12 protein-coding genes are annotated in these 15,299 nt (G+C 57.2%); 4 read left to right on the top strand and 8 right to left on the bottom strand.

Going from position 1 to position 15,299, the window contains the following annotated elements:
* Nucleotides 1-80: 80 nt before the first annotated feature.
* The 5 genes from M5M_RS18585 to tal form a co-directional block, all read right to left on the bottom strand.
* On the bottom strand, nt 81-1,385 hold the full coding sequence (locus M5M_RS18585; protein ID WP_015049061.1) for a DEAD/DEAH box helicase: 1,305 nt from the start codon (nt 1,383-1,385) through the stop codon (nt 81-83).
* Between the two features lie 94 nt (nt 1,386-1,479).
* The gene (locus M5M_RS18580) at nt 1,480-2,721 is read right to left on the bottom strand and encodes a saccharopine dehydrogenase family protein (protein ID WP_015049060.1); all 1,242 of its coding nucleotides are present in this window, start codon (nt 2,719-2,721) and stop codon (nt 1,480-1,482) included.
* Nucleotides 2,722-2,826: 105 nt separating this feature from the next.
* Complete coding sequence (locus M5M_RS18575) at nt 2,827-3,942, bottom strand: carboxynorspermidine decarboxylase (RefSeq protein WP_015049059.1); 1,116 nt, start codon at nt 3,940-3,942, stop codon at nt 2,827-2,829.
* 94 nt (nt 3,943-4,036) lie between these two features.
* On the bottom strand, nt 4,037-4,813 hold the full coding sequence (locus tag M5M_RS18570) for a 2-keto-4-pentenoate hydratase (protein WP_015049058.1): 777 nt from the start codon (nt 4,811-4,813) through the stop codon (nt 4,037-4,039).
* A 25-nt stretch (nt 4,814-4,838) separates the two neighbouring features.
* Nucleotides 4,839-5,768: a transaldolase gene (tal, locus tag M5M_RS18565; protein ID WP_015049057.1), complete on the bottom strand. Its 930-nt coding sequence runs from the start codon at nt 5,766-5,768 to the stop codon at nt 4,839-4,841.
* A 117-nt stretch (nt 5,769-5,885) separates the two neighbouring features.
* Between tal and glpK the strand changes: the two genes are divergently transcribed.
* Nucleotides 5,886-7,382 (top strand): glycerol kinase GlpK, encoded by a 1,497-nt coding sequence (gene glpK, locus M5M_RS18560; RefSeq protein WP_015049056.1) that lies wholly within the window; start codon nt 5,886-5,888, stop codon nt 7,380-7,382.
* Nucleotides 7,383-7,393: 11 nt separating this feature from the next.
* On the opposite strand, the gene M5M_RS18555 is transcribed toward glpK, so the two are convergent.
* Nucleotides 7,394-10,669 carry a hybrid sensor histidine kinase/response regulator gene (locus M5M_RS18555; RefSeq protein ID WP_015049055.1) on the bottom strand — a complete coding sequence of 1,092 codons (3,276 nt, stop codon included), beginning with the start codon at nt 10,667-10,669 and terminating at the stop codon, nt 7,394-7,396.
* A 90-nt stretch (nt 10,670-10,759) separates the two neighbouring features.
* Here M5M_RS18555 and M5M_RS18550 point away from each other — a divergent pair, with 90 nt between their 5' ends.
* The 3 genes from M5M_RS18550 to M5M_RS18540 are packed head-to-tail and all read left to right on the top strand — an operon-like array spanning nt 10,760 to nt 14,030.
* A complete protein-coding gene (locus tag M5M_RS18550; RefSeq protein ID WP_015049054.1) occupies nt 10,760-13,117 on the top strand; it encodes a TonB-dependent receptor plug domain-containing protein in 2,358 nt (785 codons plus the stop codon).
* A gap of 1 nt (nt 13,118) precedes the next feature.
* The gene (locus M5M_RS18545; RefSeq protein ID WP_015049053.1) at nt 13,119-13,622 is read left to right on the top strand and encodes a YfiR/HmsC family protein; all 504 of its coding nucleotides are present in this window, start codon (nt 13,119-13,121) and stop codon (nt 13,620-13,622) included.
* A 51-nt stretch (nt 13,623-13,673) separates the two neighbouring features.
* Nucleotides 13,674-14,030, top strand: a complete 357-nt coding sequence (locus tag M5M_RS18540) for a DUF4870 family protein (protein WP_015049052.1) — start codon at nt 13,674-13,676, stop codon at nt 14,028-14,030.
* A 40-nt stretch (nt 14,031-14,070) separates the two neighbouring features.
* On the opposite strand, the gene M5M_RS18535 is transcribed toward M5M_RS18540, so the two are convergent.
* Together M5M_RS18535 and M5M_RS18530 are read right to left on the bottom strand one after the other, a co-directional pair.
* Nucleotides 14,071-14,823 carry an RES family NAD+ phosphorylase gene (locus tag M5M_RS18535; RefSeq protein ID WP_015049051.1) on the bottom strand — a complete coding sequence of 251 codons (753 nt, stop codon included), beginning with the start codon at nt 14,821-14,823 and terminating at the stop codon, nt 14,071-14,073.
* A gap of 42 nt (nt 14,824-14,865) precedes the next feature.
* Nucleotides 14,866-15,222 (bottom strand): antitoxin Xre/MbcA/ParS toxin-binding domain-containing protein, encoded by a 357-nt coding sequence (locus M5M_RS18530; protein WP_015049050.1) that lies wholly within the window; start codon nt 15,220-15,222, stop codon nt 14,866-14,868.
* Between the last annotated feature and the right edge of the window lie 77 nt (nt 15,223-15,299).

The raw sequence follows: 15,299 nt of genomic DNA, 5'->3' as shown, positions 1-15,299 counted from the left end.
ACCGGGGTCAGACTCCCCCATACTTTTGGCCCATCGCTTTGCGATGAGCCAAAAGTACCAAGGGGTCTGGCCCCATGCTTTTAGGCGGTGCGGTTTGCCGGCGGACGGCGGCGGCGACGGGGTTTGGGTTGGTCGCCCATTTTTTTGGCGGAGCCGCCGCGGTTGCCGTCGTGGTGCTCAGACTTGGGCTTTTTCGGCCGGTTGGGCTTAATGGGCCGGGTATCGAGTTGGGTCACGGGCAAGGGATTCACCGGCTCGAAGCCCGGCACCAGTTTGCGCTCGATCACCTGTTTGGTGAGCCGCTCAATCTGCTTGAGTTCTTTCAGTTCATCCGCACACACCAATGACACCGCCTGCCCCTCGGCGCCCGCGCGACCGGTGCGGCCGATGCGGTGTACATAGTCTTCCGGCACATTGGGCAGGTCCACGTTCACCACCTGCGGCAGTTGGTCGATATCGATACCGCGCGCGGCGATGTCGGTGGCCACCAGTACGCGGATCTTGTTGGCTTTGAAATCCGCCAGGGCTTTGGTGCGGGCATTCTGGCTTTTGTTGCCATGAATGGCAGCGGCTTCAAGGCCGGCATCTTCCAGTTGTTTGGCGAGTTTGTTGGCGCCGTGCTTGGTGCGGGAAAACACCAGCACCTGGTGCCAGTTGTGCTCTTTGATCAGGTGAATCAGCAGCGCCGGCTTCTGTTTTTTATCCACCGGCGATAGCCACTGGGTCACGGTTTCTACCGTGGTGTTGCGCGGCGCTATGTCGATTTCCAGCGGGTTGTGCACCAGGCCCTTGGCGAGCGCGCGGATTTCGTCGGAAAAGGTGGCCGAGAACAGCAGGTTCTGGCGGCGGTCCGGCAGCAGTTTCAGGATGCGCTTGATGTCGTGGATAAAGCCCATGTCGAGCATGCGGTCGGCTTCGTCCAGCACCAGAATTTCCAGCTGATTGAACTTCACCGCATTCTGGCTGTGTAGATCCAGCAGGCGGCCGGGGGTGGCCACGAGGATTTCCACGCCCTTGCGCAGGCGCATCATCTGCGGGTTGATGCCTACCCCGCCAAATACCACGGTACTGCGCACGGGCAGATGGGCGCTGTAGAGTTTGACGTTGTCTTCGATCTGCGCCGCCAGCTCGCGCGTAGGCGTGAGCACCAGTACTTTCACGTGATTACTGGCCGCGCGTTGCATGGATTGCAACCGCTCCAGAATCGGCAAGGTAAAGCCGGCGGTCTTGCCGGTACCGGTCTGGGCCGCGGCCATCACGTCCTGCCCCTTGAGCACGGCCGGAATGGCCTGCGCCTGAATGGGCGATGGCGTGGTGTAACCCTGCTCGGCAACGGCTTTAAGGATGGGGGCGCACAGACCGAGCTGGTCGAAAGTGATGGACATGAGGACGGGCCTAAAAAGCGGGGGATGATACAGGTGGGTACCAGTGTAGACAAACAATAATGGAATTGGGGGCGGCTGACACCGCCCCTCAGGCTCACGCAAACAGCGCCCGGTCGCCCTCTGCATCCTGAATGCGGGTAGAGAGCCCCAGCTCGGCCAGGGTCTTGAGGAAGGGTTCTGCCGGCAACTCTTCCACGTTGACCATCCGGCCCACATCCCAGGTACCATCGGCGATCAGCAGCGCGGCGGCCGCGGCAGGCACGCCGGCGGTGTAGGAAATGGCCTGGCTTTCCACTTCGGCATAGTTTTCCGCGTGGTCGCAGATGTTGTAGATAAACACCTCTTTGGGCTCACCGTCTTTGGTGCCTTTGATCAGATCACCAATGCAGGTTTTGCCGGTGTATTCGGGCGCCAGAGATGAGGGATCGGGCAATACGGCTTTCACCACCTTGAGCGGCACCACTGTCTGGCCTTCGGCAGTGGGCACCGGCTGCTCGCTCAACAGGCCCAGATTTTTCAGCACGGTGAACACGTTGATGTAGTGTTCGCCAAAGCCCATCCAGAAGCGCACGTTAGGCACGTCCAGATTCTGGCTTATGGAGTGGATTTCATCGTGGCCGGTGAGGTAGAGGGATTGCTCGCCCACCACCGGGAAGTCGCGCGTGAGTTTGACCTCAAACATCTGGTTCGACACCCACTCGCGGTTTTGCCAGGTCCACACTTGGCCTGTGAACTCGCGGAAATTAATTTCCGGATCGAAGTTGGTGGCAAAGTATTTGCCGTGCGAACCGGCGTTGACATCGAGAATATCGATGGACTCCAGTGAATCAAACAGGGTATCGGCGGCCAGGCGCGCATAGGCATTGACCACACCCGGATCGAAGCCCGCGCCCAGAATGGCGGTAACGCCTTTGGCTTCGCAGGCTTGCTTGGATTTCCATTCGTAGTTGGCGTACCAGGGCGGGGTTTCACACACTTTGGCCGGGTCTTCGTGAATGGCGGTATCCAGATAGGCCACACCGGTTTCAATACAGGCGTGCAGTACACTCTGGTTCACAAACGCCGAGCCCAGATTGAGCACCATGCTCACACCCAGCTCGTTAATCAGCGTAATCAGCGCGTTGGTATCGAGCGCATCAATGGCATGGGCTTTGAGCAGGCCCGGCTGCTTCAGATTCTGCTTGCGGTTGATGCTGTCGATAATCGATTCGCAGCGCTGGATATTGCGCGAGGCAATATGAATATCGCCCAGGCGGTCGTTGTGCTGTGCACATTTGTGTGCCACCACATTGGCCACACCACCGGCACCAATAATCAGTAGATTTTTCTTTGCCACTTCACTTTACCTCTCGTTACGCTCGCCACCTTGTGGGCAGCTGATCGGGCGGGTTGCCCGCTTTGCTCTCACGCCATCAATGACCCACTCATTGATGTAATAAATTTATTGATTGCCGAATCCGGCCAGATAATCCTGATAATTGAACGCCTGCACCCGCTCACGCTTACCGTTAAGGCGCTGCACCACAATGGCAGGCATGGACACACCGTTAAACCAGTTTTTCTTGACCATGGTGTAACCGGCCACGTCCTGAATGCTCAGGCGGTCGCCCACGTTGGGTTTTTCGGCAAACTGGAATTCGCCAAAAATATCGCCCGCCAGGCAGGATTTGCCACACACCATCACCGGCACCGAGCCCGTGGCGGGCAACTTGGCGTCCAACCGGTAGATCAGTAAGTCCAGCATGTGGGCTTCGATGGAGGAATCCACAATGGCCAGGGTCTTGTCATTTTCCACCACATCCAGCACCGATACTTCCAGGCTGGCGGTGTTGGTGATGGCGGCTTCACCCGGCTCCAGATACACCTGCACGCCGTAGGTGTCTGCAAACTGTTTCAGTCGTGCGCAGAAATCCGCAATTGGGTATCCCTCGCCGGTAAAGTGAATACCGCCGCCCAGGCTCACCCACTCCACCTGATGCAAAAGCTCGCCGTAGGTTTGTTCGATGTGCGCAAGCATCTGGCTGAATAAGGGGAAGTCGCCGTTTTCACAATTATTGTGAAACATGAAACCGGAGATCTGGTGGATCACCGCGGCGATTTTGTCTGGATCACTTTCACCCAGGCGGCTGAAGGGCCGGGCCGGATCGGCCAGGCTGAAACTGGAGCTGGACACTTTCGGATTGACCCGCAGGCCCCGGTTATGACCGCGCGATTGCTGTTCAAAACGCGCCAGCTGGGACAGGGAATTGAAAATAATTTTGTCAGAATTAGCCAGCACTTCGGCCATTTCCTGCTCACTCCAGGCCACGCTGTAGGCATGGGTTTCGCCGGGAAATTTATCGCGCCCGAGTTTCACTTCGTACAGGCTGGAAGACGTGGTGCCGGCCATGGTCTGGCTCATCAGCTCAAACACCGGCCAGGTGGCAAAACATTTGAGCGCCAGCAGGCATTTGGCACCGCTCTCGCGCTGGACCTGATCGATCAGCGCCATATTGCGGGCGAGCTTGGTCTCGTCAATCAGGTAATAAGGCGTGGGGAAATCAGACTGGTTTTGCATGGCCGCACCCGGAAAAAATCGAGGCGCGATTGTAGCCCCCACCTTGGGTGGGGGCAATCACAAGCAATTGATTTTAAACGAATAATTATTCAGTTTAACCGTCTTGCCGGGGTGAAAACCGGAACGCCATTTCACCCAACCCGGCATAGGCCATGCGCAGCGATCGATGGAGTGGCACTTCCAAAACACCGGCGTAAGTGCCGGTAATAATTTTCTCACCCGCCTGCAAACCACGCCCGTGCGTGTTCAGGAAATTGGCAAACCAGGCCAACGGCTCGGTGGGCAATCCCGAGGGATGCTGGCCGTCGTAACTGAGTACGGCATCGGCGGCGCCCTCAATCTGAATCTGTAATGTGCGGGCTGCCAGTGCCGCCGCGAGATCCACGCGCGGACCAATCACCAAGCCCTGGTTCGATACACCGTCAGCCAGCATGGCGGGAAACACACATTGGCTTGGGTCTTCGAACCGGGTACCGATTAATTCGATGGCCATGTGGGCTTCGCCAATGGCCGCATCCACCTCGGCCTGCGACCAAGGCGTGCCGCGGGCAGGCAGATCGGTTTTCAGGGTGAAAATGAGTTCGGGCTCGATACGGGCAATGCCGCGCTCGGGAATAATGCGGGCATCGATCTCGCCCTCGCCCTGAAAGGTTTCGGCGTCGTAGAGCGGGCCGAATACCCATTTATCCTGCGGCGGCATGGCGCACTTCCAGCCGATTTGGCGGTAGCCTGCCGCCTTCATGCACACAATGCAGGCCTGCTGTAATGCCATGCCCTGTTCCAAGGTTTCAGGGCCGTTTATCAAGGGAGTACTTTTTGCGCCCGCGAGCCGGCGCTGGCAAAGTTCAATTGCCAGGGGTTCTACTTGCATGTGTTCGCTCCTGATACTGCTAGCGTTACGCCAGCAGCAAGCGTTCCAGTTTTTCCTGGTCCTGCGCGAACTTACGGATACCTTCGGCGAGCTTTTCTGTCGCCATGGCATCTTCATTGTGTAACCAGCGGAAGCGTTTTTCATCGAGCGTGATTTTGGGCTCGGGTTGTTTCACATCCGGGTTAAGTTCGCGCACCAGGGGTTGCAGTTCTCGCTCCAACTCTGTGAGCAAGGCCGGGCTGATGGTCAAACGATCACAACCGGCCAATGCTTTAATCTGGTCTGTATTTCTGAAACTGGCGCCCATCACTACGGTGCTGTAGCCGTGCGCCTTATAGTATTGATAAATGCGTTTAACCGATTGCACACCGCGATCATCCTGCGGTGTTGCCGGGGTTTCGCCCGCGGCCTTGTACCAATCATAGATACGGCCTACAAACGGCGAAATCAGATACACGCCTGCTTCGGCGCACGCCACGGCCTGCGCAAAACTGAACAGCAAGGTGAGGTTACAGTTAATGCCTTCGCGCTCCAGTTGCTCCGCCGCTTTAATACCTTCCCAGGTGGCGGCTATTTTGATCAGCACCCGGTCTTTTTCGACGCCACGGGCCTGATAGGCGGCGATCAATGCGCGCGCTTTGCTGATCATCGCGTCAGTATCAAAGGACAAACGGGCATCCACTTCAGTAGAAATACGGCCCGGAATTTCGCGCACAATTTCAGCGCCAATAGCCACCGCCAGATAATCCACCGCTGCCGCCATATCGCCCGCCGATTCGGCCAGGGCCTGTTGCACCAGTGGCTGGTATTCGGGTAATTGCGCTGCCGCCAGCACCAGGCTCGGATTGGTGGTGGCATCCATGGGTTTGAACTGCTTGATGGCAGCAAGTTCACCGGTATCGGCTACCACCGTGGTCATGTCGCGCAATTGAGCCAATACGGAAGGCGTGCTCATGGGTCTTTATCCTGTGACGTGTCTTTTGAATATCCCCCTATGATACGCAGGGGTGACAGGGTCTTGCATCAAAGGTTACATTTGAGATTAATTTTGCACAGGACGTCAGACCGCACCATGAGCCCAGACACAGCCTCACCCCTGATATTGGCCATCGACCAGGGCACCACCAGTTCGCGGGCGGTATTGTTTGACCAGCAGTTGCGCGCCATCAACCAGGCCCAGGAAGCCTTTGCCCAAGCCTACCCCAACCCGGGCTGGGTGGAGCAGGATGCCATGGACATCTGGCATACCGTGTTGAACTGTTGCCGCCAGTTACTGACACCCGACACCCTGCACCGGGTAAAAGCCATTGGCATTACCAATCAACGGGAAACCACCATCGTCTGGGACAGGCAAACCGGCGAGCCCATTGCCCCGGCCATTGTCTGGCAGGACCGGCGCACGCACGCATTCTGTGCGGCGCTTCGCGCACAAAAACGCGATGCGCTCATCAGAGAAAAAACCGGCCTGCCCATCGACCCTTATTTTTCCGGCTCCAAAATCCGCTGGCTGTTGGACACGGTTCCCGACGCTCGCGCGCGCGCCGAGCGCGGCGAACTGGCCTTTGGCACCGTGGATTGCTGGTTGCTCTGGCAGCTGACCGGCGGCCAGCGCCATGCCACCGATGCCACCAATGCCAGCCGCACGCAACTGTTCAATATTCACACCCAGACGTGGGATAAAGATCTGCTCGAACTGTTTGATATTCCCGCCGCAATGCTGCCCCAGGTTTTGGATAGTGCCGCCGACTTCGGTCACACCGACCCGGCCCTGTTGGGCGTATCGGTGCCTGTTCTGGGCGTGGCCGGCGACCAGCAGGCCGCCACTATTGGCCAGCAATGCCTCGCTGCCGGCCAGGCCAAGTGTACCTTTGGTACCGGCGCGTTTTTGATGCTCAATACTGGCAACAGGGCCGTCACGTCGGATAACCGCCTGCTCACCACCCTCGCCTACCGGCTGGATAACCAAGTGCACTACGCACTGGAAGGTTCGGTGTTTATTGCCGGCTCAGCGGTACAGTGGTTGCGGGATGGTTTGAAAATCATTAATCGCTCCGCCGATACCGAAGCGCTGGTGCAATCGATCAAGTCAGATCATGGCGTGATGATGGTGCCCGCCTTTACCGGGCTGGGCGCACCGCACTGGCGCGCCGATGCCCGCGCGGCAATTTTTGGCATGGAACTGAGTACGGGCCCGGCACAACTGGCTTATGCCTGCCTGCAATCCATTGCACTGCAGGTGTTTGATCTGTTGCAGGCGATCAAGGCGGATGGTCAACGCATGGACGTATTAAAAATCGACGGCGGCATGACGGCCAATGAGTGGTTTGTCGAGCAGCTGGCGTGGATTACCCAAACTCCGCTGTTCCGGCCAGACTGGCAGGAATCCACCGTCTTGGGCGCGGCCCGTCTTGCTGCCCATCAACTGGGTTGGTGCGATTTGTCGGACACCGGCTCTCCCGCCAACCCGGGAACCCAATTTGCGCCCGCCGCAGCCGGTGCAGACCGGGATCAATTGCTGGCTCGCTGGCAGGCCGCAATTGCGGCCACGCTGGTATTTGCCGAGGGATAAATGATCCGGGATCAGGCCAGAAACGCTTCCAGCGCCACCTGCAACTGACGGGTGGCCTGCACGAACGCTTGATTGCGCTCTTCGATTTGGGCCTGCACCTGGTCGTCTGCCGATGCTTCGGCCTGCCGCGCCAGTTTTTCAAGCTCGGAGGAAATCTGGTACAACACATCGGCACCCAAATTTCCTGCAGAACCTTTGACCGTGTGAGCATTAAACACCAACTGCGAGAAATCCCGGGCCTGGATATCGGCCTGAATTTTTTCGCCAAAACCGGCCAACTGGTTCAGGAAGGATTTTGCCAGATCTCGCGCCCGATCCTCTCGCCCGCGCACACGCTTGAGCAGCGCATCGGTGTTCAGCACCTGAACGGTTGGTTTACTTTGTGGCTCCGCCGGTTCTGCGCTCACGGCCGGCTCAGCAACCACGTCTGGCCGCGCGTGGGATGGGTGGCGCAGACTTTCCTTGCCGGGCAGATGCGTCGACAACACGCGGATAAGATCTTCTTCCTCAAACGGTTTGGGCAATAACCCATCCATACCCGCTTCGACAATGTCGAGCTGGGTTTCTTTCAGGACATCAGCGGTGAGCGCCACGATGGGCATCGCAGGTAAGCGCGCGTCCCGCTCCATGGCCCGGATGCGCTTGGTGGCTTCCAGGCCATTCATCAACGGCATATGGAGATCCATCAGTATCAGCCGGATGGTTTCACGGTTTTTTGGCGGCAATTCGTAATACTGCTTAATAAAGGCGATGGCTTCCGCGCCATTGTCCACTATCACCACCTCCAGCCCCATAGACTCCAGCATTTCCCGGGCGACCACCTGATTGAATAACACATCCTCAACCAGTAATACCCGGCCACTGAATGCCATCCCCTGCCCGGTTGTTTGGGAGTCAGTCCAGTCGAGCATTTCCCGACCTTTGCTGTTCAACGCCTCCATCACAGCTTTCCGGATAAGCGCCCCGGGGCTCAGCAGCGGCAATTGCACACTGGCGCCCAGCTCGCGCAACTGATGCGATAACAGTTCCGAAGTGTCGCAGTCGAGCGCCGACTGATCAAACAACAGCACCCATGGATATTTCAGCCGGGACAATTTCCGCTTTTCCAGCTGCGACGTCCATTGCTGGTAGTACTTCACCAACGTACCCGAATCGGCCACAACCACCAACGCGCTGTCATTGACCGCGAGGTTATCAATGCAGTGCGAAAACGATTCCACATCGTCCAGACGTTTCAGGTCGCCATACCACTGGCACATCTGATTCTGCAGTTCTTCATTTTCACTGAGCAGCAGGATTTTATAATCATTGATCGGGTCGAACAGGGTTTTCTCACCGGCGCGCAACAGCGGCAGTTTCACCACAAACGTCGAGCCTCTGCCAAAGGTGCTGACTACCGAGATATCCCCACCATGCATCTGTGCCAGCTTGCGGCTGATGGACAGGCCAAGACCGGTCCCACCGTATTTGCGCGTGGTTGAGCTGTCACTTTGAACAAAGGCTTCAAACAACTGGGATAACTGGTCACTTTTAATGCCAATGCCTGTATCGGCCACGCTGATTTTTAATTGGCCGACCGCATCCAACTGCACGCGTACCGAAATTTTCCCCACCGACGTGAACTTCACCGCATTACTGATCAGGTTCATGAGAATTTGTTTGACCCGCAAGGGGTCACCCAGCCATTGCCCCTCGCACGCCACATCCACCACGTAGGTGAGCCGGATATTATTTTCCCTGGCTTTCAGGGAGAACATCGAAACGATATCCAATACCAGCTGCTCCAGATCAAATGCGATGGTTTCAAGTTCCAATTGACCGGCTTCGATTTTAGAAAAATCGAGAATTTCGTTGATGAGTTCAAGCAGCGTTTTACCCGACTGGGTAATCAATTGCAGGATGTCGCGCTGGCGTTGATTCAGCGATGATTTGGCCAATATGGCAGCTCCGCCCAGCACTGCGTTAAGCGGGGTACGTATCTCGTGGCTCATGGACGCGAGAAACATGCTTTTCGCATTGCTGGCCTGTTCGGCTTTGCGCGCCAGCTCGGTGGAAATCTGCGTTTGTTTGCCCAGTATTTTATTGAGCTGCTCGGCTTCGTTTTTGGCTTGCTCGATTTCTTCGGTTCGGGCCACCACCTTGGCCTCCAACTGAAGATTCTGCCGACCGAGGTGTATTTGTGTGAGCCGGATATTCCTGACGATGTAGAGGCCCAGAAGAATAGAAAATACGATCAATGCAACCACCAATACCAACGTCAGCATTCGCCACTGATAGGCCTGATCGTATTGCTGTTGCAGAATTACATCCAGATTGTTGGCGAGCACTATTTGCAAGCGATTTATGCTGGAAACAAGATCCCAGACTTCGCCGCGAATCGCTTCAACCTCCAGTGCCAGCCCCATGTCGAGGCCATCGTCTGTCATTGCCTGAATAAACATCAGCCGGCGTTTCTTTTCCCTCAGGCGGGACATCTCTTCTATTAAACCCGAGGACTCTACAATCCAGTCCAGATAGGCATCAGGAACACCTACTTGCTCAATCAGCAGCGCCCGCTGGCGTTCACTCACCGGCACGACCCGGATCTGATCAAGCCGCTCGCTCATCAATTTGAATTCGGTTTCGGTCCAGACACCACCGTGATCCAGCGACGCTTGCGCCAGATGCTCTGCCACCGCAAAGATTTCACTTTTAGCATGGCCCAGGTCGCCGAACAGAAGGTGTGCGCTTAGCCGCAGGTGCTCTGATTGCGACAACTCAAGATTCGAGGCCAACAACAGAAATTCAACAAACTCCCGCCCGGGTTCAAACAAGCCTTCTATCTGGGCCAGTTGCTCAGACCAAGCCTTGTTGCTCCACACGCCGATGAAACGCTGTTTGAGTTCCGGCCAGCTGCGAAAATCCGTACCAAAATAGCGGCCCAGCTCGCGATCCATGGCATCGAGTTGCGTCATCAACAGAGCATCTGGTTCAGGCTCGTGCCGCGCCAGTGCACCGGCCGACGCATCGCCTTCGGCGAAGGTTTGCATGGATTCTGTGGCGGGATAGAAGCGGCTGTAGTATTCATCGCTCAGGTTGACTTGCAACGCCACAAACTGCCGCATGACCCGGATACTGCTCTGCTGTTTTGCCAGCAAGCGCATATCGGCGTTAAGGCCGTCAATGTAGAGCACCACCACCACCACTAACGGCACCACCAGGGTTACCGCCGCAACCGCCAGACCCGCGCTGGCGCGACTGATGCTCTTCAGACTTGCAGGGACAGGGCTGGGAACGGTATTGCTCATTGATATCCGTACGCTTGGTTAATGGCCCGGTAATTGCCAATCACAGGGTCTACACTGAGAGATTAGTAGATACAGGCCAGATTTACCCCCATGACCCATGTATTCAGCGGGATATTTCCGCTCGCGCTGTTGGCGACCCTGACACCCACTTTGGCACTGGCTCAGGCCAGCAACGACCTGGACAGTTTGTCGCTCGAACAGCTGCTGAACCAGCGCACCAGCCTGCATATGGACAGCCTGACCGGCTCCGCTCAGCCCGAATCCGTGCGCGACCTGCCCGGCGCCATGGTTATCGTGGATGCGGACACTATCCGGCAGCGGGGCTACGACAGCCTGGATGACATCGTCCAGGATTTGCCGGGTTTCGACAATATTGTCACCAATGGTACCGAGCAGCTGGTGGCCTATCAGCGCGGCTATCGTACCCCCTGGACCCAGCGCACGCTGCTGTTGGTGAACGGACGGGTGGACAATAATTTGTGGAACCATACCGCCCACCTGTCGCGCCAGTACCCCATTACGCTGATTGAGCGGGTCGAAGTCCTGTACGGCCCCTCCGGTGCCGTGTATGGCCCGAACGCGTTTCTCGGCGTAATCAATATCATCACCCGGCAGGGTGCCGCGGTGGAAGACGGCACCACTAAGCTCAATGTGGAAGTCAGCCGGGGCAGTTACCAGACGCAGGCGCTGGACCTGACCCTGCTGGGGCGCCAGGGCGATCTCAGTTTCAGTCTGGGCGGCCGCGCCTTTACCAGCGACGAAGCCCCCATCGAAGACTACAGCGACTGGGGCTTTACCAACCCGGCGCTATTGCGCGACCCGGACATTTGGGGCGCCGGGATTGGCGCCGGCACAGATTCCATTACCGGTCGCCCGAGCCCCGCAGGTGACATCAATGTCGACGGACAGGTAACGAGCGATGAGCGGGTGAGGGGTCAGCCTCTGGGCGAATACCGCGACCCCTCGGAAAACTACAGCGTATTTGGCGAGCTGCACCACGGCAATTTGTCGGTGGGCGCCAACCATTGGAAAACCGACGAGGGTTATGGCCCCTACTACAGTTTTGCCGATGGCCAACCCAATGCACACTGGATTTCGGAGTCTACTCAGGGCTTTGCCCGCTACCTGCATCCGTTCAACGCACAAACCGCATTGCGCACCGATCTCACCTACCGCGAAAGCCGCGTGGGCGGCGACTGGGCTGAATCTTTTGCCGGCGCAGTCAGTCTCACCGAGTGGAACAGTTTCAGCACGGGCTGGCGGTTTGAGCAACTGTTGAGCCACCAATGGTCGGAGCAATTGAATCTTACCGGCGGGATAAAGTACGAGCGCAAACGCCTCTCCAAAATTTACATGATCTGTAATTATTTCGACGGACTGGGTGTCTGCCCTGCGCAGGGCCCCGATTCCATCGACGGCATCTCCTCCGATGGCAGCGGGGTGCGCCAGGCGGATGCGATCAATTCCGATAACTACACGCCGCTGTCGCCGTCCGTGCCCAAACGCGGGTTGCCCGAATACAACCGCATTGACACCACGGATACCGGCGCATTCATTCAGGCCATTTACGACTGGCAGGATCTGCGTTTTAACCTGGGCCTGCGCTGGGATCGCAACAGTGAATACGGCACCGACGTAAATCCGCGCCTGGCCACCATTTATCACTGGCGCCCGGATACCAGTTTTAAACTGGTGTACGGTGAAGCGTTTCAGGAGCCTTCACCCAAGGATCTGTATGGCGATTTCAGCGGTCGAGCAGCTAATATGTCGCTCCGACCGGAAAAGGCCCGCAATCTGGAATTTATCGCCATTCACCAAAGCGAGCTTTTCCTGCACGACATGTCGCTGTTCCGTGCGCAATACAAAGATGCTATCGCCGGCGCGCAGAACGTGGGTGGACGGGATGTATATGGGTTCGAATACCGCGGCAGCGCCACGGTTCAGAATCCACTGGCCGGGTTGCCGGCCATTACCGGCAATCTTTATTACACCTTCACCCGCGCCACGGCGGACCAACAATACAATAACGCCACCGGCGAATGGGACAGTCGCCGAGCCGAACAGGGCGACATAGCGCCACACAAGATCACGGCCATCATTAATTTACCGATCGCTGAAAACACCAGTGTTAACCTCCGCGGCAATTGGATAGCGGCACGCAATCTGTTTTCGGAAAACCCCTTGCGCGCAGATCAGAACCCCTTGCGCGAGCAGAACCGGCAGGCACCCAGTTATTTCAAGCTGGACGCTCATCTTTTGTACGACGCGGGTAACTTCCGTCTCGGGCTTAAGATCGAAAATCTGACCGGCAGCGACTACCTGCACCCGGGGGTCGAGGGTGCCGCCACCGGCGATGATTTCGCCGTGGATACCGACGGCTTCCAGAATTCCCTGATTCCTCAGGTGAAGAAGCCGGTGCTGACCTTTTACCTTGGTGCGGAGCTGTAATATGTTGCCGCATCTGAAACGCTTCGCACTGGCACTGTTTGCCCTGCTACTCGCCTCCGGCGTGCAGGCCAAGCCGCTACCCAGCCAACTCACTGCTGCCATCATCCTCAAACTGGCGTCGCTGGAAGCCCGCCTGCAAGACGAAAAGGACATCAGCATTTGGATCATCAATGATCCCGCGCTGGCCAGGGTACTGGAAAAACGTGTGGGCAAAACCATTGGCCGCAGCACACTGCGCGCGGTTCATACCGATCTGCCGGCGGGCACCAGACCCGATCTGGTTTACATTAACAGTCAAAACAAACTGCCAGAATTTGTTGCCCGGGCGAACCAGCTGGGTGCCATTTCCATGACGCCGTTTCACAACGGCAATGTGAAAGATGTCACGGTGCTGATCTACGATGATCAGGGCTTGCCCGCCATCACCATCAACATGCCTGCTTCGCGCCAACTCAACCTGCAGTGGGACCCGTCTGTACTCGAGATTTCAGATGTGATTTACTGAGCGCCGTCGGTACATACCGGTCTGGACATAACAACTCAACAAGGAGCTCGCATGAACGATTCTGCGCCCGTATCCACCAGTGGCGACGCTGGTAGCGTAAAGCTTATTTATATTCTGTACTTGGCCTCTATTCTGGTGGGCATCACCGGTATTGTTGGCGTCATCATGGCGTACGTGAACAAGAACGGCGACGAAGGTGTGCTCAATAACCACTACCGTTTTCAGATCCGGACCTTCTGGATCAGCCTGCTGTACGGCGTGATTGCGCTGGTTACCATGCCACTGATGGGACTGGGCGTATTGCTGATGCTGGCTTTGCTGGTGTGGTACATCATTCGCTGCGTCAAGGGCCTGAAGGCGATTGGCGAGAACCGCGAAATGGACAACGTGACCACCTGGCTGATCTGAACCGGCCACCTACATTGCAGGGCAATGTGGGACCACGCTATCAGGCCGGCACAGGCAGCCGGCCTTCCACTTCAAATTTGCCCCGCTCGAAACTGAATGACTCCCGCCCTTTGACGCCGGGCGCAGCCACATAGCGCACGCTTTCCCGCGTGGCGTAACAGGTCCAGTTCTGGAATTGCCCAGGCTGGCTCGCCTTCAGCACATCGGGACTGAAGATACCCACGTTAAGCGCATTGGGCCGTTGATCCCGGGCCGACAAATACACCACCAGCTCCACCGAAGCCGCACGCATGTCGGTGCCCAGAGCCTGGGTCCCACTGTAGTCCACCGGCGACCGCAACAGCGGTTCATGCTCACTGAACGGATGCAACGCCAGATTCACGCCCCGCTGACCGTGCCCACGCACCCTGAAGCTGGTGTGTTGCGACACCACCGCACGGCTGAATGGGTCGGCCATGCCATCGAGAAATACCAGCCGATAGAACGCACATTCCACCAATGCGGTTTCAATATTCAGGGACCCATAAAACAGGGAGGGCTCGTGCCGGCGTCCAAAGCGGCTGCCCCAGGCCAGCGGGGGATAGCGGAAGGGGCTTGAAAGCAGATAATGCAAACCTTGCGGCGCACCCGCCGGTTTGACCGCTTCCAACAATGACTCGAGCACCGCCTGCTCTTCCAGATTATCCACCAGGCTCAGGGTGGCAATCTGCTCCTGGGACTCGACCACCCGCACCAGTTCAACGGTCAGAGGCTGAATGCGATCCACGCCATTGAGCGCAGTCCATAGCGACATATCAATTCCTTATTATGGGTCTCGGGTGAGGCCAGCCGCCGGCTAGAGGCGCCCGCGCATGGCATCGAGGTAATTCACCACTTCCACCAGGCCCTGAACAGTGACTAACAAAGCCCGCGGCGTTTGCCCCAGATGCTGATTGGGCGTATTCAGCCAGTGCTGCATCTGACTCTGGCTGCCACCGAGCATGGCGTACAAACTGCGATAAAGGCGCACCAGCAACAACGCCAGCTCGCCTTCTTTTGTGTGCGGAGACAGCTGTCCGCGTTCAAATAACCGGCCCACGGTAGTGCGGTCTTTACCGATAATTTTGCCGGTTTCCTCCTGGGTTAAACCCAGCGACTCCTGGGTATTGTGCAATGCTTTACACAACACACTGGCCGGGTCCGGTTGATTCATCTGCAATGCCGACACAGATCACCTCGCTGTTGCAGGGGTTAAGGGCTGGTCAATCACTACCCAACCCATTAAACCCA

The sequence above is a fragment of the Simiduia agarivorans SA1 = DSM 21679 genome, from assembly GCF_000305785.2.
GTDB classification, from domain to species: domain Bacteria; phylum Pseudomonadota; class Gammaproteobacteria; order Pseudomonadales; family Cellvibrionaceae; genus Simiduia; species Simiduia agarivorans.
Note: the sequence above shows the minus strand (reverse complement) of the source record. Positions and strands in the feature narration are given on the sequence as shown.